This is a genomic window from Mitsuaria sp. MSU3D, from assembly GCF_056867975.1.
Window position 1 is genome coordinate 1,662,253 of the sequence record NZ_CP200314.1, and the last position, 24,945, is coordinate 1,687,197.

Consider the following 24,945-nt stretch of genomic DNA (forward strand, 5'->3'; position numbering starts at 1 on the left):
CAGGGATGGTCATCACCAATTCCCCCAGCGTCGCCGCAGCCGTCAGCAATGCATCCAACGGCACGCCTGGCACGGTCGGCAACGCGGCCGGCCTGCTGGTGCTCCGCAAGGCCATGGACGTCCAGGAAGCCGGCGCCGCCGCGCTGCTGGCGGCGCTGCCGCAGCCGACTGCCCTGGCCACCGAAGGCAGTCTCGGCCGGAACATCAACACCTACGCCTGACCCGGTCGCTTCGCCACCCGGTGCGGGTGGGAAGCCGGGTCAATCGCGGGGTCTGCACTTGCCGTAGGCCTCCCGGTACGGCTTGTCGAAGCACGCCGCCAGTCCCGCCAACACCTTCAGGTTGGTCGCGTTCTCGGCGTTGGCCTCGGTCGCGCGGCGGTGGGCTTCGTACTGCAGGTCGACGCGCGCGATGAGATGAGCAAGGACGCCATGCAGCGGGTCATGCGCAAGCCTTGACTTCATGAGGCGTTCCAAAGGCCCCGACTCCAGCTGCGATTCCAGAAGTCGTCTGTCGGCTATCGCTGGAGCGGCGGAAAGCGATTCGCCCCTTCCGCGGGCAACTTGTACATGCATGAAACGAATAGCGGGCTGTCGAGCCAGCCGTTCAGCCAGGACCGTACCGATGGCAAGTCCAACGTTGCAAACCATTCCGGCTCCACTGCGGCGAACTGGCGGACGAAGGGGAACACGGCCAAGTCGGTGGCGCATGGCGTGGCGCCGCCCAGGAAGGGCGCGCTGTGCAGCCGTGCCTCCAGCGGTCGCAGAAGCACATCCAGCGCCCTGTCGCGGTGTGCGTCTGGCGTGAGGGTCTCACTCGCGTAGCGCTGGGGGTACTTCCAGCGGTCGAGGTGATGCTTGAAGTCGCCGTCGTTTCGCTGTACCAGGTCGAGGTTCGCAGGCGATTGCGCCCGCGCCCACCAGCCCTGCGCATCGGGCGCAGCCAGTGCCCAGCGCATGATGTCCCAACTCTCCTCGATCACGCTGCCATCGGGCAACTGCAGCACGGGTACCGTTGCCTTGGGAGACAAGGCGAGCAAGCTTGCCGGCTTGTCGCGCAAGCTGACCTCCACCGCCTCGAAGGCCCGCCCGGCCTGCAGCAGCGCCATCCGTGCGCGCATGGCGTAGGGGCAGCGGCGAAAGGTGTAGAGCCGCGGCAACTGTAGACCTGGGGTGGCGAGTGGTGCGTGCGGTGTCAGCATCAATGAACCCACATCACCTCAAACTGCTGTCGGATTGAAGCGACCTGGATCGACACCTCATCACCTTCACATTTGCCCAGCATGGCCCTGCCCAACGGGGCTTCGCTGCTGATGACCTGAACGAGCTGAGCGCCGCTCACCAACTTCATGCTGCCGCCATCCGGGCCGAGAAAGAGCTGTTGCTGCTTGTCGTCGGCATCGACCAGGCAGACCAGCGCGCCGATCTGGATGCCCAACCTGGCGTCGTAGGCGGGCGGGCGGAACTGGCGCCAATTGGCCATCGCCTGGCGGATGGCTTCGGCGCGACGAGCCTGGCCGGTGGCGAGATAGGCGGCTTCGAGACCCAGCGTGTCGTACTTGTTCTCGGCGATGTTTTCTTCGTGAGTCGCCGTTTCATGCGCCACGCGCGCTGCCTGTTCGGCTTGCAGCAGGTCTTCGGCGAGCCGTTCCAGCACCTGCTGCTGCAGCAAGAATTTATCCATGATGAAAGGTAGGCATCTCGAACAAGCGGAGGCCTCTTGAGTGTGAATGCCACGGCCCAGTCAGCTGAGCCGATGACCGCTTCGTGTCACGGAGCGTGAGCGAGTTGATGATAGGTCTTCGGGGAAAAGCGACGCATGGTTGCTGCAACCGCTGCCGGGCAGGGGCGGCCGTGCTCGTGGGGGCATTCCACGGCACCTGGGAGGGTCAGGCGTTGCCCCGGTGCCAAGCCTGAAGCGCCTGATGCAGTTCCACGGTCTGCACGCCGAGCGCCTTGAGCTTCACAGGCTTTCCGCCTCCGACCAGCTGCAACATCACGGCTGGTTGCTTGGTGTAGTTCACCTGTTCATCCTGAATCTCGACGCTCCTGATGTGCTCGCGCGGAACGCGCCGGAGACGGCCCGGCAGGCTGATCTCGAGAGCGCCTGGTGTGATGCGCAGGCGGAATGGCGTGGTCCAGTACTCCCAGGCGACGAGCCCGACGACGAAGGTCATCGCAACGTAGCCGAGCAGTGGCTCGGTGGGGCCCAGGTACCAGCCCAGAAGCGCGAAGCCGAGCACGCCACCGATGGCAAGCAGGTGGTGGCTCCGCGGCCGCTTGTAAGTGTCGGACGATGGCGCCGTGCCGCGCAGGTTTGCCCGCTCCAACACGATGGCCCGCAGACGATCGAAGTCCTTGAGCTGGTACTCCAGCCTGGCAACAGTCTTTCCCGAGGCATCGATCGCGTCGAGGCGCTGCAAGATCTCGCGCTCCCGCAAGCGGACGATCGAGTTCCAGGGAACCAGGGCGTCATGCCTGTTCTTGACCGACGGCCACAGCCCCTGTTCATCGACCGAGACAGCGGATTCGACCAGCTGTCGAACGAGCTGCCGGGAGTACCACGCACAGACGCTGAAGGCGAGACAACCGACGACAGCGAAGCCCAACAGGAAAGCTTCATTGCGCGGCTTCCCATCGCCGGGAAGGAAGGGCATGGCGACGAAGAACGCTGCCAAGGCGATGAACAGCCAAGGCGCGGCCAGAAACACCCATCGTTCGGATCGTTGCACTTCGAATCGTTCAGGAAGTGCCATGGGGGTGTCAGTCACTGGATTTCCTTCGCCAACCTTCATGGAATGGAACACTCTATCCGAGGCTCTTCAGGAAGGCGGCGCCTATGCCTGTTCCAGCAGAGGGCGCTCAGCAAGGTGTCGAGTAGCGGCCGAAGAAAAAAAGCCCCTGCTGCCTGACAAGCAAGCAACAGGGGCGGGGAGTGCTCAGCCTTTCAACTGAGCCTTTCAGCTGAGCACTTCAGTCACGATGCCAGCGCCGACGGTCTTGCCGCCCTCGCGCATGGCGAACCGCATGCCGTTCTCGATCGCGACGGGCTTGTTCAGCTCGAAGCTGATCAAGGCCTGTGCGCCGGGTTCGACAACGCCGGCGTCGGCGTCGACGCTGATGACACCGGTCACGTCGGTCGGGCCGAAGAAGAACTGCGGCTGGTAGCCCGAGCCGAACGGCGTGTGGCGGCCACCTTCTTCTTTGCTGAGGACGAAGATCTGGGCACGCCCCGCGCGGTAGGGCTTCAGCGCACCGGGCTTCACCACGACCTGGCCGCGCACGACGTCATCGCGCTTGACGCCGCGCAGCAGCAGGCCCACGTTCATGCCGGCACGACCCTCGGCCACGTCCTTGTGGAAGGACTGCACGCCGGTGACGACGACAGGGTCGTCGCCGGACGAGCTGAGGCCGACGATCTCCAGAGAGTCGCCCACGCGGATCACGCCGCGCTCGACACGGCCGCTGATGACCGTGCCGCGGCCCGCGATGGTGTGCACCGCCTCGACGGGCATCATGAACGGGCTGGCGTAGTCGCGCACCGGGTCAGGGATGCGCGCGTCCAGGGCGTTCACCAGCTCGACGATGCATTGCACGTCCGGGCCATCCAGCTCGCCGCGCTCGGCGGCAGCCAGCGCCTTCATGGCGCTGCCGAAGACGAAGGCGGGCTCCAGATAGCCATGGGTGGCCAGCAGGGCGCCGATCTCCATCTCGATCAGCTCGGCAATGTCGGTGCGGTCGCTCTCGGGCACCAGGTCCATCTTGTTCACGAACACCACCATGTGCCCCACGTTCACCTGGCGCGCCAGCAGCACGTGTTCGATGGTCTGCCGGGCGGCGCCTTCGGTGCCGTCCACCAGCAGGATGGCGCCGTCCATCTGCGAGGCACCGGTGATCATGTTCTTGATGTAGTCGGCGTGGCCCGGGCAGTCGATGTGCGCGTAGTGGTGCCTGTCCGACTCGTACTCGACGTGCGAGGTGTTGATCGTGATGCCGCGCTCGCGCTCTTCCTTGGCGTTGTCGATCTGTCCGTAGGACAGGGCGCGGCCGCCAAAGCGTGCGGCCTGCACGGCGGTGAGGGCGGCCGTCAGCGTCGTCTTGCCGTGATCGACGTGACCGATCGTGCCGACGTTGACGTGGACCTTGGTGGTCATGATGTTTCTCCAGTTCGTTGATGAGTGAAAAGCCGGTTCGGTCCACTGGCCAGGTGGACCTGTCGGCGGGGTTGTCGGCGCGCGCGCCAGACCTGGGTGCCCGCTTGTGCGGACGAAAGAAAAAAGCCTGCGGGGTGTGGGCCACCCGGCAGGCTTTTCATCTCGCCTGAAGGATGGACCTCCAGGCACACGCAGGCCCGGAGAGGTCTACACGAACCACTCCACGAAGGGGACGCACAGCACGGCGCTGCTTGCAGCGCGTGCGGCGAAGAATGAGGACGAATCTCGATCGAGGCTCATGGCCTGGGTCTCCAACGGAGGACGGAAAAAACAAAACCCGGTGGCTTGTGGCCTACCGGGTTTCGTTGAACTCAGGAGGCCGAGCCTCCGGATGGAATGGCTCTAGGGAAGCAGTGCTGCGTCATACGCCGCGCACAGCGTATCCACCGCGAATGTGCGGGTCTCGGCTGCGGCTTGTGCGCGCTGGAAGGTCAGGAACTGCTGCATAGGGCCGCGAGGCTAACACCGCGATGGGCGGGAAGCAACGGAGGCGTTGTGCGTGCGCAGCAGTCGGCGTGGCGCGGTTCATGCGCGCCCGGGGGCGCTGTCCAGGTGGAGGTGGCGCCAACCGCAGTGCTTGTCCTCCCCGTCACTCCGGCTTGAACCCTGAGCTCTTCAGCAGCTCCGCGCCCAGCGCCACGTCGGCGGCGATGAACTTCTTGAACTGCGCACTGCCTTCAGCGATCGCATCGATGCCGATCGCCGCGTAAGCGCCATTGCGTCCCAGCTCCGTCGACGCTTGCGTCACGGCCGCGCTCAGTTTGGCGACGCGGTCCTCGGGCGTTCCCTTCGGGACCCAGACGCCGTACCAGGACGCGTACTTGAATGCCTTGAGGCCGCCTTCCTGCATCGTCGGCACGTCCGGCGCCAGCGGGCTTCGCTTCTCCGCGGTGATGGCCAGAGGACGAACCCTTCCGGACTTCGCGAGCGGCAGTAGCGACACCATGGAGTCCATCAGCAGGCTCACGTGGTTGCCGCCGACATCGACCAGAGCCGGTTGGGTTCCCTTGTACGGAACGTAGGTGAGCTTCAGGCCCGCCTGCTTCGCGAAGAGGAGCGTCGCCAGATGGCTCGGCGCACCGGCCGCGGGAATGGCCGCCATCCAGTCGTCGGGCTTGGCCTTGGCGGCGACGATCATCTGCGCCAGCGTTTTGGGTTCGAGCCCCGGTGCGATGACAAGCATGAGCGGCGCTTCGCCAACACGCGCCACAGGGACGAAGTCGGTCTGCGGGTCGTAGGGCGGCGTCGCCATCACCTGCTTGGCCAGGACATGCGTGGCTGCGGAGAACAGCATCGTGTAGCCGTCGGCCGGCGCTGTCTGAACCGCCTTGCCGCCGAGGGTGCCGCTCGCGCCGGCCTTGTTCTCCACGACGACGGGAGTGCCGAGTTGCTTGCGCAATTGCTCGGCCAGCAGACGGGCCGCGTTGTCCACGCCGCCCCCTGCTGCAAACGGAACGATGATGCGCAGCGTGCTGCCTTTCTCCGGAAAGGCCTGTGCGTGCGCCGTCAGGGGAATCACGGCGCCGGCCATCAGGGTGGCCAGCACTTTGACGAAGTTCATGGTGTCTCCTTGCTTTTCTCTGCTCTGGGGGTCGTCGCAGTTCAGGACGAGAGGTCCTCGAGCGCCTGGTCGGGCGTCTCGATCATCGTTCTCGCCATGGGGCGGACCTCAGAAGTTGTGCCGGATGCCGCTTTCGAAGGCCGTCGACTTCTGGCCTCCGAAGTAGTTGGCTGCCGTGGCGACGCCGCTCACCGCAGGACCGCCGGTGACGGCGAACGAGGCGCCGCCCTTGTTGGCGATGCGTGAGGCATGCGCGTACACCGCCGTGCGCTTGGACAGATGGTGCACGTAGCCGGCACCGATCAAGGTCGCATCGTTGGAGCTCTGTGCTGCAGTCGCCCCCTTCTGGTCCGCGCGAAGCACGGAGAACTTCAGATCGCCGAAGCCGAGGGGAACCAGCGCGGCCACGAGCGTGTTCGTGGTCTTGTCCGGTCCGTAGCGCCACTGGCGCTGGCCCAGGCTCACCTTCAAGACCTTGAAGTCGTAGGACGCGCCCCAGACACGGTCGGTGAAGTCGCGGCCGGCGTTGGCGTTGCGGGTCGCGACCTGCGCGACACCGACCATCAGCTGCTCGCCGCGCCAGGCCAGGCGTCCGCCATCGGTCTTCGCGGAACCGGCGCCGGCGGCACCGCCTTCACCAGCGCTCACCAGCAGCGAGCCGTAGAGGCCGCCCAGACCGGTCGGCAGGAAGTACTGCGCGGTGTTGGCGATCCGGAGGGTCGGGTTGAGCTGGTTGGCATCGGCGCTCACGCCGAAGGCCTGGCCGAGGGCGCGCGACGCGAAGACAGAGCGGAAGCTGTTGGCGCCCGCGATGCCCAGGGTGATGAACGGGTCCATGTCGGACCAGAGGATGTGCGTGGGGGCCCAGTCGCGGCCCAGGCGGATCTCGCCCAGGCGGTCGTGCGCGAGGCTGACGGTGGCTCGCCGGTCCCAGAACGGTGTGTTCACGGCGCCGGTGTCGCCGAGGAGGGTGCTGTCGAGATAGATGCCGGCGCTCAAGCCGTCGCCGAGCGCTTCTCTTACCTGGACGACCAGTTTGCTGGTGGTGTTGGCGCCGCTCACTTCGGAGTCGATGCTGCCCAGCCGGCCATTCTTCACGTGGCGGACGCCGACGTCGACCGTGCCAGACAACGCGACCGAGGTCTGCGCGTGGCACTGCCCGCCGACGATCCCAGCCACGGCCGCCCATGCGGCGACGGGGAATCGGAACATGTCTTGTCTCCTCTGCCGGCGTTGTTCGCCGGACGTCTAGGGGATGCCGGGTGGCCGAAGTCTTCTTCGTGCCACGGAGCGCCGGCGCGCCACGGATGCCGGTGATGAGCCACCGACGGCACGGCGGGGAAGGGCGGAGCCGCTCCCCGCGGTGCCAGGTCTTGCGCCTACTTGGCCAGGCCGGCCGAGCGCAGGGCCGCGGCGATCTCCTCGCCGGCGCCTTCCGCCAGCGGCAGCAGCGGGCTGCGCACCGTGGCGTGCTCGAGGATGCCGCGGGCCACCAGGCCGTGCTTCAGCGCCACGGTGCCTTCCATGTGGCTGCCGCGGTGGTACACGTTCTTGGTCACCGGCAGCAGGCGGTCGTGGATGGCACGCGCCTTGGCGTAGTCCCTGGCCTTGCCGGCGGCGATCAGTTCAATCAGCGGCTCCGGCGTCAGGCCGCCGTAGCCGACCAGCGCGCCGTCCACGTCGAACATGGTGTGCAGCAGGTACTCGTCGTGGCAGGTCAGGATCTGCAGGTCCGGGCGCTCCTTGCGGATGACAGGGATCTCGGTGTCCCAGCGCTTCATGTTGCGCACGCCGTTCTTCATCGCGAAGACACCCGGCAGCGCGGCGATTTCCAGCTGCGTCTTCAGGTTGTAGGTGGCCTTGGTGGCATCCGGGTACTGGAACAGGATCAGCGGCAGGCCGCTGGCTTCGTGGATGGCCTTGTAGCGGTCCTGCGGAGCGCCGTCCTGGTAGCCGAAGCGCAGCCAGCCATGCGACGGGTACACCAGGCCGGCCGAGGCGCCGGCCTTGACCGCGCGCTTGGCTTCTTCGGCCGCGACGCTCGTGCCTTCCAGCGTGATGCCGGCAATGATGGGCAGGCGGTCGCCCACGGATTCGCGGAAGGCGGTGATGACGCGCAGCTGCTCGTCACGCTCCAGGAACGTGCCTTCGCCGGCGTGACCGAGGACGGTCAAGCCCTTGACGCCGTCGATGCCGCCCAGCCAGCTGCCCAGGCGCTGGATGGCCGCGTAGTCGACGGCGCCGTCGCGGGTGAAGGGGGTGACGGGTGCGGGCACGAGGCCGCGGAGGTCGGGGGCTTGCATGGATGTCTCCTGATGTCGCAGTGCCGAGGGTGGGTGATGAACCTGGCCGTCTTGTCACTCTCGCCGGCTTCGCGCCGGCAGCGGGGTACGGGTCGGTGGGAGTGAATGTAGAAATCCGGCGACCATCCGCATAGCCACAGATCAGATGAATCAGACATGCCAGAATTGGCATATCTCACGGAGACGCGCATGAACATCGCAGCGGTACGGCTCTTCCTCGAGGTGGTGGAGGCGGGCAGCCTGAGCAAGGTGGCGGCGCATCGGCAGACGGCCCAGTCGCACATCAGCCGCCAGATCACGGACTTCGAGTCCGGCTACGGCGGGCCGCTGTTTCGCCGGACTGGCCGTGGCGTCGCGGTCACCGAGCTCGGCGCACGCGTCGCTGCCCGGCTGCGTCCCTGGCTTCAAGAGACCGAGCAGATGGAGCTCGAGCTGAAGTCCGACGCGGGCCGCATCGTGGGTCGGGTGACCTTGGGCATCATCCCCACGGCCGCTCATCCGCTCACCACCCGCTTGTTCGAGCAGCTGCAGCGCGAGCATCCGGGCATTTCCTTGGACCTGGTGGAAGCGCAGGGAACGGAACTGGATGCGCTGCTGGACAGCCGCTCACTGGACCTCGCCGTGTTGTTCCGCTTCAGCAAGCCTTCCGGGCGCGATGAGAAGCTCCTGTCGAGCGTCAGTACCTACCTGGTCAGCGCGCCTGGCGACCCGCTCACCCAGCAGCCAACGCTGCCCTTCTCGCGTCTGAAGGGGCTGCGCCTGGTGCTTCCGCGACGGCCGAGCCACTGGCGAAACGCGCTCGATGAAACCGCCCGAGGCCTTGGCTTCCAGCTGGAGCCGGTGGCGGAGGCCGACTCGCTCACCGTTCAACGGACGCTGGTAGCGAACCAGCCGGGGCTGTACTCCATCCTCGGCCCTTACGCCTTCGCGGAGGACCTGCGGGCCGGGAGGGTGCATGCGACAAAGCTGGTCCGTCCGGACCTCATGCGACACGTGACGCTGGCCACGCCCCGGCACGGCAAGCTCACGCCGGCCTGCAAGGTGGTCGCGCAGACCATCCAGGCGCTGGTGAAGTCCTGGAGGAACCAGCTCTCCGAGCCTGGATGAGGCCTGCGCACGCACGGCGCAGGCGGCCTCCGCAGCGCGGTCGCACGGCAGCTTCCGGCCGCTCCGGCCAGCCAGCCAATCACTCGCTCGGCAGGCTACCCAGGAGCATCAGCAATCCCTCTTCCAGGTCGTGCTGAAAGCGGTAGCGCAAGGCCGCCAGTTCGGGAAGCTCGACCACTTCGGCGGCGACCTTGGCCGGGTGGCTGAGCGGCCAAAGCCCGATGAGCATCGGCAGGGCCAGGTGGAGGCAACGCTCGAAACTGGCTGACGAGATCGTCGGCACGCAGGCGTGAAAGTCGAGCGCGGTCTCCTGGCGCAGGGCCAGCAGGCCGTGCTTGAACTCGACCATGCGCTCGGCCGAAATATTGTGCTCGAGGATCGAAGGAAAGATGCTGGTGAGCCGGCACAACAGCGGGCGCGCCGCCACGGTGGCCGCGAACGCACGCGCGATGTGCTCCACGGTTCCGCTGCGCTTGCGATCGCGGCTCAGGGCCTTGCGCAGCTCGGCGCGCCACAGGACGAACTCCTCGACCAGCACATCCAGCAAGACGGCTTCGCTGCTCTCGAAGTACCGGTAGACATTCGACTTGGTCATCTGCGCGCGCCGCGCCAGTTCGTTGATGCCCAGGTCGTGCAGGTCCGGCATGTCCACCAGCAGCGATCTCGCGGTGTCCAGCAGGTGGCGGCGGCGCTCCTCCTTCTGTTCGGGAGAACGCGCGCGCAGATACGGGGAGGGTGGGCTCATCGGGGACGTCGCTCGTAGGGGCTTGCACAAGAGACCATCGGTCTGCTAAATTGGAGACCATCAGTCTTCTAACGCTCGCAGCATAGCAAGGAAACATCATGACGATGAATGGCAAGACGGCGCTCGTGACGGGGGCCTCCTCGGGCATTGGCCAAGCCACGGCCGAGCGGCTCTCGGCGGCCGGCTTCAAGGTCTATGGCACCAGCCGACGCGATGCCCACGCCCACCAGGGCTCGTTCGAGATGCTGTCCCTGGACGTGACCAGCGATGAATCCGTCGCGGCCGCCGTGGCGCAGATGCTGAGCAGGGAAGGGCGCATCGACCTGCTCGTGAACAACGCGGGATTCAGCACTGCCCCGGCCGGTGCGGAAGAGAGTTCGACGGCGCAGGCGCAGTCGATCTTCGAGACGAACTTCTTCGGCACCGTCCGAATGACCCGTGCCGTCGTGCCTCACATGCGGCACCAAGGGGGCGGTCGCATCATCAACATCGGCTCCGTCTTCGGCTTTCTGCCGGCGCCCTACATGGCGTTCTATGCCGCGACCAAGCACGCGGTCGAAGGCTATTCGGAGTCGCTCGACCATGAGCTTCGCACGATGGGCATCCGGGTCTCGGTGATCGAGCCCGCCAACACCAGGACACAGTTCGAGGCCAACTTGCTCGAACCCGATGCCAAGCTCGATGAGTACCGCGACGTCCGTGTGGCCGTCGGTCAGCGGCTGAGCGAGCTGATCGATGAGGCGGACGAACCGGCGGTCGTGGCGGAGACGGTGCTGAAGGCTTCGATGGCGACGCGCCCGAAGCTGCGCTACACGGCTGGTGGCCGCGCCGGCTTCCTGCAGTTCCTGCGTACCTTCGCGCCGGCAGGCGTGGTGGACGCGGGCATTCGCAAGAACCTGCGACTCGCGGCGTAGTTTGCCCAGCATGCCCACCGCCATGACTCCAATTCGTTCAGAACCATGAATCCTGCATCTCGCCACCTCCCGCTCTTTCCGGCTCTCGCGTTCAAGGCATTCGCCGCGGCCGCGCTGCTCACGACGCTGCCCGCGTGGGCTGACGATTCAACGCCGGTGGGTCTGTGGAAGAGCGTGGACGACGTCAGCGGCAAGCCGCGGGCACTGATCCGCATCACCGAGTCGAATGGCGGTCTGATGGGCAGGATCGAGAAAGTGTTCCCTGCCGCGAATGAAGATCCGGCTCCGAAATGCGACAAGTGCGAAGGCGCGAACAAGAACGCGCCAATCATCGGTCTGGTGATCCTCAACGGCCTGACCAGACAGGGCGAGGAATATGACGGCGGTCAGATTCTCGACCCGGACAACGGCAAGGTCTATCGCTGCAAAGTGAGCCTGACCGATAACGGCAAGAAGCTCAGCGTGCGCGGCTACATCGGCGTGCCCATGCTGGGGCGCTCGCAGACTTGGTTGCGCCAGGAGTGAGTGGTCGACTGGTACGCCAACCTGGTCTGCGTCGGGCGGATCCAGGTCGTGCTCGCCGTCAGCGAGCGAACCTTGCTGCCCGTCGTGTTGCCCGCACGGGAGGGACGGTCCATCGTTCAGAAGTTCATCGAGGCGCTGGAACCCGTGCTCGTGTCCGTGGGGGTGCCCGCCGACGCAGTGGTCGCGCGGATCGCTCAAGATGGCATATCCGTATCGACAAAGGATGGATATGCGTAGCTGACCACCGCTTCGAAGCCAGCTGCTTCGAGGCTCTGCGCCAGCGTTCTGGCCTCCGCCACGGAGCCTGCCTCGATGACGGGAGACTCATTGGACAGGCATGAATCGACAAGTTGTTTCGCCGCTGCAAGACCAAGGGATGAATGACGACGGATCGCTTGGACCGCCGAGATGGGCAATGCGCCCCGGCGCCAACCCGACAGTCGAACGAGCGACGCCTCTCGTGCATTGAGGTCGCCACAGGACCGATAAGCCGCGAGCGACTCCTCCAACGGCCGATGGAAGTCGACGACAAAGAGTCGACCATCGGATCGGGCGATGAAGAGCGGGTTGTTTCCAGCGAGCATGTCGCTGAGATCACCGGTCTCCAGGTAGCGGGCAGACTGATAGTAGAAAACCCAGCCGACATCGACGTCGTCCGTCCTGTCGGGCAGGAGCCGCAGCGCGACTTCACCTTCGGAGCACGCGCGCAGGTGGCGTTCGGCAATCTCGGCAGCTTGGGCGAAGGTGATGGTCATTGTTCGGACGTCATGCAGTCCTGGGGCATTCTGCCGTCGTCGTGCCTCAGAGGTGCGGTGAGGCAGCCGGCAGAGAGCGGAGGTGGCCTCTCTTTCGGATCCTCCGCTGGGCTGGTGTTCCGATCGAGATGACTCGATTTCTCCCTGGCAGCGCTCGCTAATCGAATGAAGAGTTGACCACGAGGCACTTCCGGGCGCCCCGTGTCGATCGCCACCCGAGGGTCAGTCCTTGCCCGTCAGAACTTGTAGTTCGCCCTGACCCACGTGCTCCGCGGCGTCCCGAACATGTAGCCCGACTGCCCGCTCATCCAGATGTAGGTCTTGTCGGTCACGTTCTCGACGTTGAGGGACACGTTCAGCTGCCGCGTCACGTCATACCGCGCCAGCAGGCCCAGCAGCGTGTAGCCGCCCTGCGTCAGCGCCGGCTTGGAGATCACGTCCATCGACGTGCGGTTCTGGTAGCTCACGTTGCCGCCCACCGTCAGCTTGTTCAGCACGCCCGGCAGGCGATAGCTGGTCGCGAGGTTGAACGTGCGCGTGGCCAGGTGCGGCGACAGCGCCGAGCCGTCCGCCTTGGTCGGCGTGCCGTAGGCATAGCCGGCCTGCAGCTGCCAGCCGGTCAGCACCTCGCCGGCGAGGCTGAACTCATAGCCCTCGGTCACCGTGCCGCGCTCGCCGCGGAAGGCCGCCGTGCCGTCCGGCTGCAGCGTGCCCGTCGCGACCGGCACATGGTCCTGCTTGGTCCGGTACACGGCGACCGCGGTCGTGAGACGGCCACCGAAGTGCTCGCCCTTCACGCCGAATTCGACGTTGCTGCCGCGCTGCGGATCGATCACGTTGCCGTTCACGTCCTTGGACGTGTTGGGCTGGAAGATCTGCGTGAAGCTGCTGTAGACGGAGAACTGCGGCGTCAGGTCGTAGACCACGCCGGCGTAGGGCGTGAACACGCCGTCCTCCTTCACCGGCGCGCCGTCGACGCGCGCGCCGTTGGCCGTGCCGGCCCAGGAGCGCTGGTAGGCCGTGTTCTCGTACCAGGTCACGCGCGACCCCACGATCACCGAAAGCGCGTCCGTCGCCTGCAGCCGCGTGGACCCGTAGATCGCGCGCTCCTGCGTGTCGCCGTACTGGCGCAGGCGCGGGTACTGGAAGTCCGGCTTGGCGATCGCGCCGAGGTCGAAGACCGACCCCGGACGGCGGTCCAGTCGCGTGCCGGTGTTGAGCGCGCTGTTGTTGGCGATCTCGTTCTCGAGCTTGTTGACGTTGAAGCCGATCACCGCCTGGTGCGTGCGACCGAACAGCCGGAATGGTCCCGACGCGTACACGTCCAGCGACTTGTTCGTGCCCTCCGCCGGGTTGTCGCTCAGCGAGACCACGCCGACGTTGGTGGCCGCGTTGATCGGGAAGGTCGGCAGCGTGCTCTGCAGGTCGCCGCTGTAGCGCTCGCGCTTGTTCTTGACCTGCGCCAGCTCGGCCTTCACCAGCCAGCCGTTGTCGAACGCGTGCTGCAGGTTGACGAAGGCGCGCTGGGTCTCCATGTTCCAGACGCTCCACGGCGTGCTGAACGAGTAGGAGCGCGGCACCACCAGCCGCGTGCCGTTGCCGTAGTACGGCGGGATGTTGCCGAAGTTGGCGCCATCGATGTCGTTCTTCTGGTACTCAAAGCCGCCGGCCAGCACGGTGCGCGCGCCCAGGTCGGTCTCGACGATCGCGTACAGCATGCTGTCCTTGCGGCTCTTGTTGTCGATGAAGGTATCGCCGCCCGAGTACGACGCGACCACGCGACCGCGCACGCCGCCCCCCGCCGTCAGGCTGCCGCCCACGTCGGCCTGCGTGAGGTATCGGCTCCAGTTGCCGGCGCCGACGGTGACGCTGCCTTCGAAGTTCTTCGTCGGGCGCTTGCGCACCAGGTTGATCGAGCCGCCCGGCTGGCCGACGCCGTTGAGCAGGCCCGCCGGGCCGCGGATGACCTCGACGCGGTCGTACATGGCCATGCTGGTCATGCTCGCCTCGGCCGAGACGTTGTTGAAGGCCAGCGTCGGGATGCCGTCGACCATCTGGCTCATCGAGAAGCCGCGCGAGGTGAAGTCGACGCGCTCGTCGCGGCGGTTGACGACGATGCCGGGCGTCTGGCGCATCACCTCGTTGAGCGTGTCCAGGTTCTGCTCGTCCATCTGCTGGCGGCCGATCACCGTCAGCGACTGCGGCGTCTCGCGCGGCGACAGCGGCATGCGCGTGCCCGCGCCGGTGCTGCGCACGGTGTAGGAGCCGGTGCCCTCGCTCGGCGCGGAACGGCCGCTCACGGACACGGTGGGCAGCGCGGAGCCGGCCGCGCCCGAGGCGGCGGCACCGGGGGCCGCGGCCGCCTCGGCGGCGGTCGCGTCCGCGGCGGCCTGTGCCCAGACGGACGGGACACCCGCCAGTGCGACGGTGCCGAAGGCGGAGGCCAGGGCCAGCGAGAGCCGGCGGGGCCGAGGCGGCAGCGATGACGAAGGCGACGGCGATTGCGATTGCGATTGCGATTGCGACGAAACCGACGGGGACGAGGTGAACGACGTGAACGAGGAGGACGGGAACATGGCGCGATCCTTCTGAGGATTCATGGTTGTGGTGGAGAGGTAAGAGGGAGCCCGGAACGTGAAAAAGCGCGCCGCCACGGATCCCGTGTGGCGGCGCGCGTCGCGGAGAACGAAGCGGGGGTCGTCGGCGGCTCCTCGCTCAACGATCCGGAGGCACTGAGCGCGGGCCCGGCTGCCTCCGGGGCGGCCGGTCGCGAGGCATCGATGTCGTCATGCGGCCTGACGCGAGCTTTCCTGCCGGACCGTCGCGTGATCGATGCCGGCAGCGCCGTGCAGCGCGCTGCGGATCTCGCCGGAGCGGATCGCGGTGACCGACAGCAGCGTGTCGCTCAGGCCGTGGGTCAGCTCGCAGGCGCCCTGCAGGAAGACGCTCGGATGGAAGTTGGGACTGCCGCGCAGGCGGTAGTGGCGGTCGACCTCGAAGTTGCCCAGGTAGGGCGCCAGCGACGACAGCAGCGTGCGATGCCGGTCGCGCTCGTAGCCGGTCGCCAGCACGATCGCGTCGTAGCGCTGCGTCGTCGTGCGGTCGTGGTTCAGGTCGCGCAGCGTCAGCCGCAGGCCGTCGTCGGCGGCCTGCGCGCCGGCGACCTCGTGGCGACGCAGGAAGCGGTGACGCTCCTCGCCGCTGACGCGCTGGCGATAGAACACGTCGAAGATCTGCTGGATCAGCGCCAGGTCGGGCGCGGCGTAGTTGGTGTGCCAGTACTCGTTGAGCAGCTCCTCGCGCTCGCTGCCGGTGCGGCTGAAGACGAAGTCGGTGAAGTCGGCGTTGAAGATCTCGTTGACGAAGGGGCTGTCGTCCGAGGGCTTGATCGAGCGCGCCCGCATGACCAGGTCCACGTGCGGGCGTTGCGGCCGGCCGTGCAGGTCCATGAAGATCTCCGCCGCGCTCTGGCCGGCGCCGACGACGGCGATGCGCTGGGCCGCGCCGTTGCCGGCGATCGCCTGCAGGTAGTTGCTGGAGTGGAAGACGCGCGGATCGTCCTTGAAGGCCTTGAACTCGGCCGGGATGCGCGGCATGCCGCCGACGCCCACGACCAGGTGGCGCGTCAACCGCTCATGCACGGCGCCCACGGCGTCGCGTGAGCGCACGCGCAGCAGCTTCACCTCGCCGGCGCGCGGCTCGGGCAGCACCTCGAAGACGTCTTCGCCGTAGGCACAGCGGTCCTCGAACTGGGCCGCCGCCCAGCCCAGGTAGTCGTTGAACTCGTGGCGGCTGGGGAAGAAGGTCTTCAGGTTGATGAAGTCCTGCAGCCGCTCCTTCTCGTGCAGGTAGTTCAGGAAGGTGAAGCGGCTCGACGGGTTGCGCAGGGTCGCCAGGTCCTTCAGGAAGGAGATCTGCATGTGCGCGTGGTCCAGCAGCATGTTCTTGTGCCAGACGAAGCCGGGCTGGCGTTCCACGAACAGCGCGTCCAGCGGCCGGTCCTGGGGACGCGCCTCGCGGCCTTCCTCGAGCGCGATGGCCAGGGCGATGTTGGACGGGCCGAAGCCGATGCCGATCAGGTCATGGATGTGCATGGGTGCCTCAGGATTGCGGGACTGCGGGGAGGTCGAAGGGGGAATCGCCGCGCGGGATCCAGAGCGCGTCGTCGAAAAAGCGCTCGCGCATCAGCAGGCCGAGCACGGCGCGCTTGTGCGGGAACTGGATCTCCTTGAGCGAGGCGTAGCCGCAGCGGTTCAGGCTGTGGACCATCCGGCGGTTGTCGATGCGCGGCTCGATGACGAGGCGCTGCGTGCGGCAGTCGTCGAGGAAGAGGTAATGCGAGATGCCCGGCATCCAGGCCGTCAGGAACTCGCGGCCGCGCAGCGCCGGTTCGCCGACCAGCACGTGCCAGCCGCGGTCATGGTCGGCGGCGTCGTAGAAGGGCGCGATGCGGTCTTCCTTGGCCCAGTAGGCCTCGAAGTAGCTGAAGGGCTGGTCGTCGAAGCAGCCGATCAGGCCGAGGGTGTGCGGGTCCGCGGCGATGCCGGAGAGATAGCGCCGGTGGTGCGCCAGGTCGCCGGTTTCCTGCCAGAAGTGCGCGACGGCCGGCTCGTTCATCCAGCGGTTGACGGTGGCGAGGTCGCGCTCGACGTCCATCGCGCGCAGGCTGAAGGTCTTGTCCAGCCACGGGATGTGGCGGCGGTAGACGATGCCGGTGGGCTTGGCCGGGCGGCGCGGATGGCGACGGCCGTCCTTGCTGAAGACCTGCTGGATCGGTGCGGGCTCGCGGCGGTTGGCCAGCCAGAGACGGTCCCATTGCCAGAACAGCTCCCGCGAGACCGTGAGCGTCGTTGTCGGCGAGCCGACGGGGAGGGCGATCCCACCAGCGATCAGCGCGGCGTTGGCCGGTAGCGCGTCGCCGAGCACGACCGCAGGCAGCCCGGGGCGCAGCGCAAAGAGGGCTTCGAGCGCCGCCGGCAGGTGGCCGTCCGCCAGAGCCGTGACGCCCTGACCGAGGCCGTGGCGGGCATGCAGGGAGGGCAGCGGCGAACGGGCCTCCAGCATCCAGGTGCTCGCGGGGCCGCCGTCCAGCGGCTTCACCGTGATCTGGGCGCCGTCCATGACTGTCTCGAAGGGCTGGCCGGCGATGAGGCCCAGGATCCGGCCGGTCGCACCGGCGGCGGAATCCTGGCGGTCGGAGCCGGCGGCCTGCGCCGGCGAAGCGATGGACATGGGACTGCCTTGAAGGTGGGTGCGGCGCTCAACGCGCCGCCGTCTCCGGTAAAGACGTTGGCCGCGCCGATTTGTTCACGGCGGCAGGTCGGGGCAGCGCGGAGGCGCTCAGCGGAAGGCCTGGGCCAGCACGGCGGCGAGCTCGGCGCGCAGCGTGGCCGCCTCCTCGACGACGTTGCCGAGCCGCGCGAAGTCATGGACCATGCCCGCGTAGACCTTGGCCGTGACGCGGACGCCGGCGGTTCGCAAGGCCTCGGCGTAGGCGAGGCCCTCGTCCAGCAGGGGATCGAATTCCGCCAGCGCCAGGTGGGCGGGGGCCAGGTCTTGCAGGGTCGCCGCCTGCAGCGGCGCGAAGCGCCAGTCGAGGCGGTCCGCGTCGTCGCGCAGGTACTGGCCGAACATCCATTGCAGGTTGCGTTCCTCCAGCAGGAAACCGCTGGCCAGCCGCTTGTGCGACGGCGTGTCCTGTCGGGCGCTGGTGCAGGGGTAGAGCAGCAGCTGCAGGACGGGCTGCGGCAGCCCGGCATCGCGCGCCGCGAGCGTCAGCGCGGTGGCGAGCGTGCCGCCGACGCTGTCACCGCCGACGGCGATGCGGTCCGGATCCAGTCCCAGCGAGCCAGCATGGCCGCGCAGCCAGGCGGCGGCGTCCTCGGCGTCTTCGAAGGCGGTGGGGAAGCGGTGCTCAGGCGCGCGCCGGTAGTCGACGGCCAGCACCGCGCAGGCGGCGCGTGCCGCGAGGTCGCGGCACAGCGAGTCGTGCGAGTCCAGTCCACCCAACACATAGCCGCCGCCGTGGAAGAACAGCAGCACCGGCGAGCGCGGTTCCGTGCCGCCGCGGTACAGGCGCGCGGGCAGCACGTGACCGTCGCGGGCCGGCAGCGCGAGCGCCTCCCAGGACAGGTCGGGGCCGGGCTCGTCCAGCGCTAGCGTCGAGCGGTCATAGGCAGCGCGGGCCTGCGCGGGCGTCATCTCATGGAGCGCCGGGCCGTCGGCATTCGCGTCGTTGACCAGCTCGAGGAAGGCTTCCAGGTCGGGATGCAGAGGCATGGGAACGGGGCGCGGCATCGGCGGAGATGCCGGTAAGAGGGTGTCCGAAGAGAGACGTGCTGGCGCCGCGTTTGTTCATGACGGGCCTGCCCCGTGAACATCCGGCCCGCTGGAACGTCTACCGCAGAGGACCTCACCCCGTCCGCCGCGCCCTCGCGCCGGTGGCTGAAAGACCACGCTGATGAACACTGCTCCTGGCACCCCGGCGGGCGCCGCGCCCCGCTCCGATAGCGCCGCTCCCGGCAAGGCCGGCGAAGTCTCCACGCTCCTGAAGCCCTTCCTGCCGTGGCTGCTCGTGTCGGCGGTGACCGGCATCGCCGCCGGCGCGGCGACGGTGGCGCTGCTGGGCACGATCAACGAGGTGCTGAACCGCCCGGGCGGCATGGCCGGCGGGCTGCTGCTGACCTTCGTCGCGCTGTGCGCGGTGGCGCTGGTGGGACGCGCGGCCTCGAGCATGTGCACGAACCTGGTCGGCCAGCGGCTGGTGGCCCAGGTGCGCAAGAGCCTGGCGCGCAAGATCCTCGCCGCGCCGATCGACGCGCTGGAGCGCTACCGCACGCACCGGCTGATGCCGGTGCTGACCGGCGATGTGGACATGATCAGCGACGCTGCCTTCGTGCTGTCCTCGGCGGTGATCGCGCTGGCGATCACGCTGGGCTGCCTCGGCTACCTGGCGTGGCTGTCGCCGCCGCTGTTCGGGCTGCTGCTGGTGGCGCTGGTGATCGGCGTGGGCGTTCAAACCTGGGCGCAGGCCCGCGGCATCCGCGGCTTCCACAAGGCGCGCGACGCCGAGGAGCAGTTGCACAAGGCCTATCGCGCGATCAGCGATGGCGCCAAGGAACTGCGCATGCACCGCGCTCGCCGCGCGGGGATGTATGGCGGCCAGATCGAAGGCACGGTCGACCGCATCCGCGAGATCAACTGGCGCGCGATCAACACCTACGTGCTGGCGACGGCCTTCGGCTCGGCGCTGTTCTTCCTGCTGATCGCGCTGATCCTGGGCTGGGCGGCGTTCCGGACCATGGAGCCGGCCGTGCTGAGCGGCTTCGTGCTGGTGCTGCTGTTCCTCAAGGGACCGCTGGACCAGATCGCCGCGGCGGTGCCGGGCATCGGCCGGGCGCGGGTGGCGTTCCAGCGGATCGCGGACATGTCGGCGCGCTTCGCGACGCCGGAACCCTTCCTCGACCTCGACAAGCCGGGCGAGCCGGCCGCGCTGGCCGAGGCGATCGAGCTGCGCGGCGTGCGCTACGGTTTCGCGAAACCGGACGGCGGCGAGGCCTTCGTGCTCGGGCCGGTGGACCTGAGGCTCAAGCGCGGGGAGATGGTGTTCATCGTCGGCGACAACGGCTCGGGCAAGACGACGCTGGTGAAGTTGCTGCTGGGGCTGTATGCGCCGCAGCAGGGTCAGGTCTTGGCAGACGGCGCGCCGGTGACCGACGAGACGCGTGATCATTACCGTCAGCTCTACACGACGGTGTTCTCGGACTTCTACCTGTTCGAGGACCTGGCCGCCGAAGCCGGGCAGGGCGGCAGCCTCCCCGAGCGGGCGCTGCCCTACCTGCAGCGGCTGGAGATCGCGCACAAGGTGTCGGTGAAGGACGGCTCCTTCAGCACCGTGGACCTGTCGACCGGGCAGCGCAAGCGGCTGGCGCTGGTGCACGCCTACCTCGAGGGCCGGCCCGTGCTGGTCTTCGACGAATGGGCGGCGGATCAGGATCCGACCTTCCGGCATCTCTTCTACACGGAGTTGCTGCCGGAGTTGCGCGACAAGGGCCACCTGGTGATCGTGGTGTCGCACGATGACCGCTACTTCCATCTGGCGGATCGCGTGATCCGGATGGGCAACGGGAAGATCCTCGGCGACGCCGGCACGGCAGATCAGCCCGCGGTCGACGACGAGCGGGCTGAGCGGGAACTGACGGTGAGCTGAACCCGGCCCGCGCCTTCACGGGTCGCGCAATCGCGGGCCGAGGCCGAACGCCTGCCGCCGCGCCGAAGCGCCGCGGCAGGCGCCGCCGCTTACTTCATCGCCTTCTTGTCGGCCTCAGCCTTTTCCTTCATGGCCTTGGCGTCCGCCTCGGCCTTCTCGTGCGTGGCCTTGGCGTCCTTTTCGCATTGCTTCTCGGCATCGCCCTTCATGGCGTTGCACGCCTTCTTGGCGGCCTTGTAATCGGCATCGGCCTGCTTCTTCAGCGCCTTGGCCTGATCAACGCTGCCCGAGGTCGGGCTGGAGGCCTGGGCCATGGCCGGACCGGCCGCAACACCCAGGGAGAGCACCGTGGCCGTGGCCACCATCAACAGGGAACGCTTCATGGGAATCTCCTTGTCTTGAAAAGAATGTGAACGGCGACGAGGGTCGCCGGCCTGCGAGCAAGGGGTTACAGCAAAAAGCGATCCTTGTAGCGGCGAAACCGCGTAAAGACCCCGCGCGCAAGGCGAAGGGGCGGCGATCAAAGTTTGTAACGGCCGGTCGCTTCGATCATGAGCTGCAACGACCACTCACCCGGAAGCGGTGGCGACGCCATCGACGTGTAATCTGCGGCGCCATGAACAAGCTCTACCAATCCCTGCACGACCGTCTTCCCCTGTGGCTGGCCGAATGGCTGGACATCTTCGTCCCGGTGATCGAGGTGGTGATCATCGGCTTCGGCGCCTGGCTGCTGATGCGCGTGGCGGGGCTCATCTCCCGCCGGCTGACAACCCGCTATGGCTTCCCCGTCAAGGTCGCGTCGCTGTTCCTGCGCAGCATCGGCGTGCTGGTCTACGGCGGCGCCGTGCTGTGGTCGCTGGAGCGCCTGGGCGTGTCGGGGTCGGTGCTGTGGACGGCGTTCACCGGCTTCGCCGCGGTGGGCGCGGTCGCGTTCTTCGCGGCCTGGAGCGTGCTCTCGAACCTGTTCTGCACGCTGCTGATCTACATCACGCATGCGTTCCGGATCGGCGACGTCGTGGAGCTGCTGGAAGCGGGCGACCGGCCCGGCGTCAAGGGCCGGGTGGTGGACATCAACCTGGTCTACACCACGCTGCTGGAGAGCGGCGACGCGCAGAACGGCACGATGCTGCAGCTGCCGAACAGCCTGTTCTTCCAGCGGGCGTTGAGGCGCTGGAATGGGACGTCGGCGGAAGTCGCCCTCATGAAAGGGCCGTCGCCAGAATCGGCAGGCTGAGGTCCATCCGGTAGTCGACGGCCGTGTGATCGTCGGCGAACTCCTCATAGACGTGGATCACGCCCATCGCGCTCAGCCGCTTGTGCATGCGACGGGCGCCATAGACCAGGTTGTACTGGTCGACGTCCCCGCAGTCGATGTAGAGCGCCTTGAGCGCGCTCAGCCCGCGGCCATGCGATTCGACCAGCGTCAGCGGGTCCCAGGCCAGCCAGTTGGCCCAGCGGTCGGGGATCAGCTCGCAGGTGTCGGCGGTGACCGGCAGCCGCACGCCGTAGGGCGCCGAGGGATCGGGGTCGAAGCTCGCCGCCTGCGCGAGCATCATCAGGATGTGGACGTCGCTGTCCTTGGGTTTCTTCGCAGTCCAGAAGGCGTCCACCCATCGGCCGACGTCCGGCTCCCTGGACAGTGCGCGCAGCACCGGGACGAACTCGTGGCGATAGAGCAGTTCGAAACCCATGTCGCCGGAATGCACAGCCGCCGCAGCCCAGAAGTCCGGATGCAGCAGGGCATGGACCATGGCGCCGTAGCCGCCGCTGGACTTGCCGAACAGGCCGCGACGGCCATTGCCGCCGCAGTCGAAACGTCCCTCGACGAAGGGCCACGACCTCGTCACGGAGGAAGTCGTCCCAGCGGCCCATGGCGACCGAGTTGACGTACTGGTTGCCGCCCAGCCGGGTGAAGCAGTCCGGGAAGGCGACGACGACCGGCGGCATCTCGCCGGCGGCGATCAAGCGGTCCAGCCGTTCGGGCACGTTCTCGCCGAAATTCTTCCAGTTCGTGTGCACCGGGCCGCCAGCGGTGAAGCCCACGATGTCCACGAGCAGCGGCAGGCCTCGGCCGTCATGGCCGTGCGGGATGTACACGTCCACGAGGCGTCGGGTGGGGGCGCCGACCAGGTTGCCGACGAGCACCTCGCTGTCGAGCATCAGGCGATGGACGGAACCGGCGGGCGTGTCGGGGTGTCGGTGCATGGGGCTCCAGGGCTCGCGGTGTTTCGCGGGGAATGATGCCCCGATTGAATCACGCCGGGTGTTGCGTTCCGGCTGGCAACAATCGTTGGTGCCGGTGCGAAGGTCACCCCTGCGCCATCGCTCGCACCTGTTCCGCGGTGAGCGCGCCGCCGAAGATCTTGAAGTCCTGCAGCCGTCCGTTGAAGTAGGGATCCTGCCCGTACTGCGCGCGGCCCAGCCAGTTCTGCGTCGTCTTGCCGAGCTGGTAGGGCGCGAGATCCATCGTCGCGATCGAGGCCGCCGCGGCGCCGTCGACGTAGAGCGTGCAGGTCCTGTCCTTGAGCGTCATGGCCAGGTGGACCCAGCGGCCCTTGGCGAGCGGTCCCGTCGACACGGTCTGTTCGCCGAAGTAGCTGGTGTTGGTCACGCTGACCCGCATCGCGTCGGCGCTCACCAGGAGCGCCAGATAGGTGATGTCGGTCGAGCCGAAGTCGAAGATGCGCGCGTTCCCCTTGTTCACGCCGTTCCACCAGACCCAGCCGGCGATCGTGAGGTCGCCGACACCCGCCACCACGCCCGCAGGCAGCTCCAGGTGACCGGAGGCGCCATCCAGCGCCAATGCCTGGGTGCCGGTCTTGCGGCCGTCGCCCCAGGACGCGCCGCCCTTGAGGGCGCCGGCCAACTGGCGCTCGCCGAGGTCGCGGGCGACCGTGCCTTGGCCGTCGTCCAGCGGCAGGCTCAACAGCAGCGGTGCGTCCAGGTCGACGATCGAGGTGGCCGAGGTCGACAAGGTCGCTCCGGCGCCGTCCAGCGCGCGGATCTGATACTGCCACCGGCCCTGGGTCACGGAGGTGTCGGTCCACGTGTTCAGGTCGCCGGCATTGATGCGGCCGAGCTCCGTGAACGCGCTGGCCCCGACGGCCGCGCGCAGGACCGCGTGTGACGCCGCGTCCGCGCTGCCCCACCAGGACAACTGCGCCGCGCCACCGCGCACGATCGCCTGCAACCCGGTGGGCTTGACGCGCGACACCTCCGCGTCCCGCGAGAACGTCAGCGTGCCGAAGCTGAGGTCGTCGCCGAGCCAGGTGTTGCCTTCCGGGCGCAATTGCGCCGCCAGCGCGCTGACCCACGGTGCCGCGAGACCCTTGCGCTTGACGTAGTGGTTGAAGATCGGTTCCCAGCAGGGCCGGCCGTTCGGCCGGCCACCGTCGGAGACGGCGGTGAAGGTCCCCTGGCGGTTGCTGTAGACGTAGAACGGCAGCGTGTAGAACGCGCCCGCGGCGTCCTTCAGGTTGGACTTCGCAACGTACTCCGCGCCGGCGAGCAGGCGGTTGTCGTCCATGCCGTACAGATCGTCGCCCTGGTTCCAGGCCATCTCGCACAGGTAGCCGGCCATGCCCAGACTCAGCGTCGCATGCCCCTGGTCCCGCCCGCTTTCCTGCCATTGCCCCATGTGGCCGGGATGGCGTGCGTAGACCATGTGCTGCGACGCACCGTTGCCGCGGCCCCGGTTGAAGTAGTCGAGGGCCTCCTGGTAGACGTCGGCGCGGTCCGCGAAGACCCCGATGGCCAGCATGCCGACCAGGCACACGAGGTCCCAGTTGGCCCAGTGGTTGGTGACGTTCGAGCCGTTGTGGTCCTTCAGGAAGCTGCTGGTCAGCGGATAGAAATGGGTCAGCAGCCACTGCTGGCAGGCGGCGCGGTCCACGGCGCTCCAGCCACTGTAGGTGCGCAGGATCTCGGCCGCGTTGGCCCACTGGTAGCCGTAGATCCCGGCGGCGAGGAAGCGGTCGCCGTTGCCGGTCAGCGAGGTCATCGTCGAGACCCACGCGTTGACGTAGCGCACGGCCTGGTCGGCATAGGCGGCATCGCCCGTGACCTTCCAGCGCAGCGCCAACTGGTAGGCGCGCTGGACATCCTCCACCATGGCGCGGAAGTTCTCGCCGTCGCCGCCGCGGATGGCCGTGGCGACCGGCTGCGGGTCGCGGCCCAGCTGCGCGCGGCTGCTCGAGGTCAGGGCCCGAAGGCCGCCCACCCACGGCTCGCGCCCCGCCGCGAGCTGCGTCCTCATGCGGCTGAAGTCGGCCTCGGTGTTCAGCAGGCCCGGATGCGTGAACACGCGCGGGGTGGCTGTCGTCCCGGTGCTCGTCGAGCCGGTACCGCCGGTCGCGACCGTGCCGCCGTCGGTGCTGGCGCCGGTCGACGCCATGGACTCATCGGAACCGCCTGAGCCGCAAGCGCTCAAACCGAGCGCCGATCCACCGGTCACAAGAGCCCGCTGCATCCATTGGCGGCGGGAGCTGGTCGACGCGAGCCACGCGTCAAGGTCGAGATTCATCACGATGGGAAAGCCTGCGTCGACAAGAAGTTGCTTCGAAGAAGGTGCCTTTGGGCACTTTCCTCATCTTGACTTGACATCGTTGTCAGCT

Annotated in this window: 24 protein-coding genes; 7 read left to right on the forward strand and 17 right to left on the reverse strand. The window is 67.6% G+C overall.

Going from position 1 to position 24,945, the window contains the following annotated elements; genetic code table 11:
- Nucleotides 1–5 precede the first annotated feature (5 nt).
- Entirely contained in the window at nt 6–221 is a 216-nt protein-coding gene (locus tag AC1VNM_RS07380; protein ID WP_431103573.1) for a putative motility protein, read from the forward strand.
- Nucleotides 222–260: 39 nt separating this feature from the next.
- On the opposite strand, the gene AC1VNM_RS07385 is transcribed toward AC1VNM_RS07380, so the two are convergent.
- The 8 genes from AC1VNM_RS07385 to AC1VNM_RS07420 form a co-directional block, all read right to left on the reverse strand.
- Nucleotides 261–464, reverse strand: a complete 204-nt coding sequence (locus AC1VNM_RS07385) for a hypothetical protein (RefSeq protein WP_483106406.1) — start codon at nt 462–464, stop codon at nt 261–263.
- Nucleotides 465–517: 53 nt separating this feature from the next.
- Nucleotides 518–1,201, reverse strand: a complete 684-nt coding sequence (locus AC1VNM_RS07390; protein ID WP_483106407.1) for a glutathione S-transferase — start codon at nt 1,199–1,201, stop codon at nt 518–520.
- Entirely contained in the window at nt 1,201–1,683 is a 483-nt protein-coding gene (locus AC1VNM_RS07395; RefSeq protein ID WP_483106408.1) for a GreA/GreB family elongation factor, read from the reverse strand. Before AC1VNM_RS07395 ends, AC1VNM_RS07390 begins: the two co-directional genes overlap by 1 nt.
- A gap of 205 nt (nt 1,684–1,888) precedes the next feature.
- The gene (locus tag AC1VNM_RS07400) at nt 1,889–2,755 is read right to left on the reverse strand and encodes a hypothetical protein (RefSeq protein ID WP_377155069.1); all 867 of its coding nucleotides are present in this window, start codon (nt 2,753–2,755) and stop codon (nt 1,889–1,891) included.
- A 204-nt stretch (nt 2,756–2,959) separates the two neighbouring features.
- Nucleotides 2,960–4,153, reverse strand: coding sequence for an elongation factor Tu (locus tag AC1VNM_RS07405; RefSeq protein WP_483106409.1), 1,194 nt, complete (start codon nt 4,151–4,153; stop codon nt 2,960–2,962).
- Between the two features lie 649 nt (nt 4,154–4,802).
- Nucleotides 4,803–5,774, reverse strand: coding sequence for a Bug family tripartite tricarboxylate transporter substrate binding protein (locus AC1VNM_RS07410; RefSeq protein WP_377155067.1), 972 nt, complete (start codon nt 5,772–5,774; stop codon nt 4,803–4,805).
- Between the two features lie 108 nt (nt 5,775–5,882).
- On the reverse strand, nt 5,883–6,986 hold the full coding sequence (locus AC1VNM_RS07415; protein ID WP_483106410.1) for a porin: 1,104 nt from the start codon (nt 6,984–6,986) through the stop codon (nt 5,883–5,885).
- Nucleotides 6,987–7,153: 167 nt separating this feature from the next.
- Nucleotides 7,154–8,077, reverse strand: coding sequence for a dihydrodipicolinate synthase family protein (locus AC1VNM_RS07420; protein WP_483106411.1), 924 nt, complete (start codon nt 8,075–8,077; stop codon nt 7,154–7,156).
- Between the two features lie 189 nt (nt 8,078–8,266).
- On the opposite strand from AC1VNM_RS07420, the gene AC1VNM_RS07425 reads away from it, so the two are divergent.
- Nucleotides 8,267–9,184: a LysR family transcriptional regulator gene (locus AC1VNM_RS07425; RefSeq protein WP_483106412.1), complete on the forward strand. Its 918-nt coding sequence runs from the start codon at nt 8,267–8,269 to the stop codon at nt 9,182–9,184.
- A 79-nt stretch (nt 9,185–9,263) separates the two neighbouring features.
- Here the strand turns inward: AC1VNM_RS07425 and AC1VNM_RS07430 are convergent, their stop codons facing one another.
- The gene (locus AC1VNM_RS07430; protein ID WP_483106413.1) at nt 9,264–9,929 is read right to left on the reverse strand and encodes a TetR/AcrR family transcriptional regulator; all 666 of its coding nucleotides are present in this window, start codon (nt 9,927–9,929) and stop codon (nt 9,264–9,266) included.
- 104 nt (nt 9,930–10,033) lie between these two features.
- Here AC1VNM_RS07430 and AC1VNM_RS07435 point away from each other — a divergent pair, with 104 nt between their 5' ends.
- The 3 genes from AC1VNM_RS07435 to AC1VNM_RS07445 are packed head-to-tail and all read left to right on the forward strand — an operon-like array spanning nt 10,034 to nt 11,605.
- Nucleotides 10,034–10,843: an oxidoreductase gene (locus AC1VNM_RS07435; protein ID WP_483109254.1), complete on the forward strand. Its 810-nt coding sequence runs from the start codon at nt 10,034–10,036 to the stop codon at nt 10,841–10,843.
- Nucleotides 10,844–10,888: 45 nt separating this feature from the next.
- A complete protein-coding gene (locus AC1VNM_RS07440) occupies nt 10,889–11,368 on the forward strand; it encodes a DUF2147 domain-containing protein (protein WP_483106414.1) in 480 nt (159 codons plus the stop codon).
- On the forward strand, nt 11,369–11,605 hold the full coding sequence (locus tag AC1VNM_RS07445; protein ID WP_483106415.1) for a DUF6933 domain-containing protein: 237 nt from the start codon (nt 11,369–11,371) through the stop codon (nt 11,603–11,605).
- Here AC1VNM_RS07445 and AC1VNM_RS07450 read toward each other — a convergent pair.
- From AC1VNM_RS07450 to AC1VNM_RS07470, 5 genes are all read right to left on the reverse strand, one after another.
- The gene (locus AC1VNM_RS07450) at nt 11,563–12,123 is read right to left on the reverse strand and encodes a YrhB domain-containing protein (protein WP_483106416.1); all 561 of its coding nucleotides are present in this window, start codon (nt 12,121–12,123) and stop codon (nt 11,563–11,565) included. The genes AC1VNM_RS07445 and AC1VNM_RS07450 overlap by 43 nt on opposite strands.
- A 236-nt stretch (nt 12,124–12,359) precedes the next feature.
- Complete coding sequence (locus tag AC1VNM_RS07455) at nt 12,360–14,699, reverse strand: TonB-dependent siderophore receptor (protein ID WP_483106417.1); 2,340 nt, start codon at nt 14,697–14,699, stop codon at nt 12,360–12,362.
- Between the two features lie 210 nt (nt 14,700–14,909).
- Entirely contained in the window at nt 14,910–16,217 is a 1,308-nt protein-coding gene (locus tag AC1VNM_RS07460) for a lysine N(6)-hydroxylase/L-ornithine N(5)-oxygenase family protein (protein WP_483106418.1), read from the reverse strand.
- A 7-nt stretch (nt 16,218–16,224) separates the two neighbouring features.
- A complete protein-coding gene (locus AC1VNM_RS07465) occupies nt 16,225–17,355 on the reverse strand; it encodes a GNAT family N-acetyltransferase (RefSeq protein WP_483106419.1) in 1,131 nt (376 codons plus the stop codon).
- A 108-nt stretch (nt 17,356–17,463) separates the two neighbouring features.
- The gene (locus tag AC1VNM_RS07470) at nt 17,464–18,402 is read right to left on the reverse strand and encodes an alpha/beta hydrolase (RefSeq protein ID WP_483106420.1); all 939 of its coding nucleotides are present in this window, start codon (nt 18,400–18,402) and stop codon (nt 17,464–17,466) included.
- A 181-nt stretch (nt 18,403–18,583) separates the two neighbouring features.
- On the opposite strand from AC1VNM_RS07470, the gene AC1VNM_RS07475 reads away from it, so the two are divergent.
- Complete coding sequence (locus AC1VNM_RS07475) at nt 18,584–20,332, forward strand: cyclic peptide export ABC transporter (protein WP_483106421.1); 1,749 nt, start codon at nt 18,584–18,586, stop codon at nt 20,330–20,332.
- Nucleotides 20,333–20,421: 89 nt separating this feature from the next.
- On the opposite strand, the gene AC1VNM_RS07480 is transcribed toward AC1VNM_RS07475, so the two are convergent.
- A complete protein-coding gene (locus AC1VNM_RS07480) occupies nt 20,422–20,715 on the reverse strand; it encodes a hypothetical protein (protein ID WP_377155051.1) in 294 nt (97 codons plus the stop codon).
- 233 nt (nt 20,716–20,948) lie between these two features.
- On the opposite strand from AC1VNM_RS07480, the gene AC1VNM_RS07485 reads away from it, so the two are divergent.
- Nucleotides 20,949–21,566, forward strand: coding sequence for a mechanosensitive ion channel domain-containing protein (locus AC1VNM_RS07485; protein WP_483106422.1), 618 nt, complete (start codon nt 20,949–20,951; stop codon nt 21,564–21,566).
- Here the strand turns inward: AC1VNM_RS07485 and AC1VNM_RS07490 are convergent.
- The gene (locus tag AC1VNM_RS07490) at nt 21,532–22,179 is read right to left on the reverse strand and encodes an alpha/beta hydrolase-fold protein (protein ID WP_483106423.1); all 648 of its coding nucleotides are present in this window, start codon (nt 22,177–22,179) and stop codon (nt 21,532–21,534) included. The genes AC1VNM_RS07485 and AC1VNM_RS07490 overlap by 35 nt on opposite strands.
- A 461-nt stretch (nt 22,180–22,640) precedes the next feature.
- Nucleotides 22,641–24,725 carry a LamG-like jellyroll fold domain-containing protein gene (locus AC1VNM_RS07495; protein WP_483106424.1) on the reverse strand — a complete coding sequence of 695 codons (2,085 nt, stop codon included), beginning with the start codon at nt 24,723–24,725 and terminating at the stop codon, nt 22,641–22,643.
- Nucleotides 24,726–24,945: the final 220 nt, after the last annotated feature.

Coding starts and splice junctions, on each gene's coding strand:
- AC1VNM_RS07415 (WP_483106410.1), bottom strand. CDS start 6,986: ATGTTCCGATTCCCCGTCGCCGCATGGGCGGCCGTGGCTGGGATCGTC.
- AC1VNM_RS07420 (WP_483106411.1), bottom strand. CDS start 8,077: ATGCAAGCCCCCGACCTCCGCGGCCTCGTGCCCGCACCCGTCACCCCC.
- AC1VNM_RS07430 (WP_483106413.1), bottom strand. CDS start 9,929: ATGAGCCCACCCTCCCCGTATCTGCGCGCGCGTTCTCCCGAACAGAAG.
- AC1VNM_RS07410 (WP_377155067.1), bottom strand. CDS start 5,774: ATGAACTTCGTCAAAGTGCTGGCCACCCTGATGGCCGGCGCCGTGATT.
- AC1VNM_RS07495 (WP_483106424.1), bottom strand. CDS start 24,725: ATGGCGTCGACCGGCGCCAGCACCGACGGCGGCACGGTCGCGACCGGC.
- AC1VNM_RS07425 (WP_483106412.1), top strand. CDS start 8,267: ATGAACATCGCAGCGGTACGGCTCTTCCTCGAGGTGGTGGAGGCGGGC.
- AC1VNM_RS07395 (WP_483106408.1), bottom strand. CDS start 1,683: ATGGATAAATTCTTGCTGCAGCAGCAGGTGCTGGAACGGCTCGCCGAA.
- AC1VNM_RS07460 (WP_483106418.1), bottom strand. CDS start 16,217: ATGCACATCCATGACCTGATCGGCATCGGCTTCGGCCCGTCCAACATC.
- AC1VNM_RS07385 (WP_483106406.1), bottom strand. CDS start 464: ATGAAGTCAAGGCTTGCGCATGACCCGCTGCATGGCGTCCTTGCTCAT.
- AC1VNM_RS07475 (WP_483106421.1), top strand. CDS start 18,584: ATGAACACTGCTCCTGGCACCCCGGCGGGCGCCGCGCCCCGCTCCGAT.
- AC1VNM_RS07440 (WP_483106414.1), top strand. CDS start 10,889: ATGAATCCTGCATCTCGCCACCTCCCGCTCTTTCCGGCTCTCGCGTTC.
- AC1VNM_RS07485 (WP_483106422.1), top strand. CDS start 20,949: ATGAACAAGCTCTACCAATCCCTGCACGACCGTCTTCCCCTGTGGCTG.
- AC1VNM_RS07465 (WP_483106419.1), bottom strand. CDS start 17,355: ATGTCCATCGCTTCGCCGGCGCAGGCCGCCGGCTCCGACCGCCAGGAT.
- AC1VNM_RS07435 (WP_483109254.1), top strand. CDS start 10,034: ATGAATGGCAAGACGGCGCTCGTGACGGGGGCCTCCTCGGGCATTGGC.
- AC1VNM_RS07405 (WP_483106409.1), bottom strand. CDS start 4,153: ATGACCACCAAGGTCCACGTCAACGTCGGCACGATCGGTCACGTCGAT.
- AC1VNM_RS07455 (WP_483106417.1), bottom strand. CDS start 14,699: ATGTTCCCGTCCTCCTCGTTCACGTCGTTCACCTCGTCCCCGTCGGTT.
- AC1VNM_RS07390 (WP_483106407.1), bottom strand. CDS start 1,201: ATGCTGACACCGCACGCACCACTCGCCACCCCAGGTCTACAGTTGCCG.
- AC1VNM_RS07380 (WP_431103573.1), top strand. CDS start 6: ATGGTCATCACCAATTCCCCCAGCGTCGCCGCAGCCGTCAGCAATGCA.
- AC1VNM_RS07400 (WP_377155069.1), bottom strand. CDS start 2,755: ATGGCACTTCCTGAACGATTCGAAGTGCAACGATCCGAACGATGGGTG.
- AC1VNM_RS07450 (WP_483106416.1), bottom strand. CDS start 12,123: ATGACCATCACCTTCGCCCAAGCTGCCGAGATTGCCGAACGCCACCTG.
- AC1VNM_RS07470 (WP_483106420.1), bottom strand. CDS start 18,402: ATGCCTCTGCATCCCGACCTGGAAGCCTTCCTCGAGCTGGTCAACGAC.
- AC1VNM_RS07480 (WP_377155051.1), bottom strand. CDS start 20,715: ATGAAGCGTTCCCTGTTGATGGTGGCCACGGCCACGGTGCTCTCCCTG.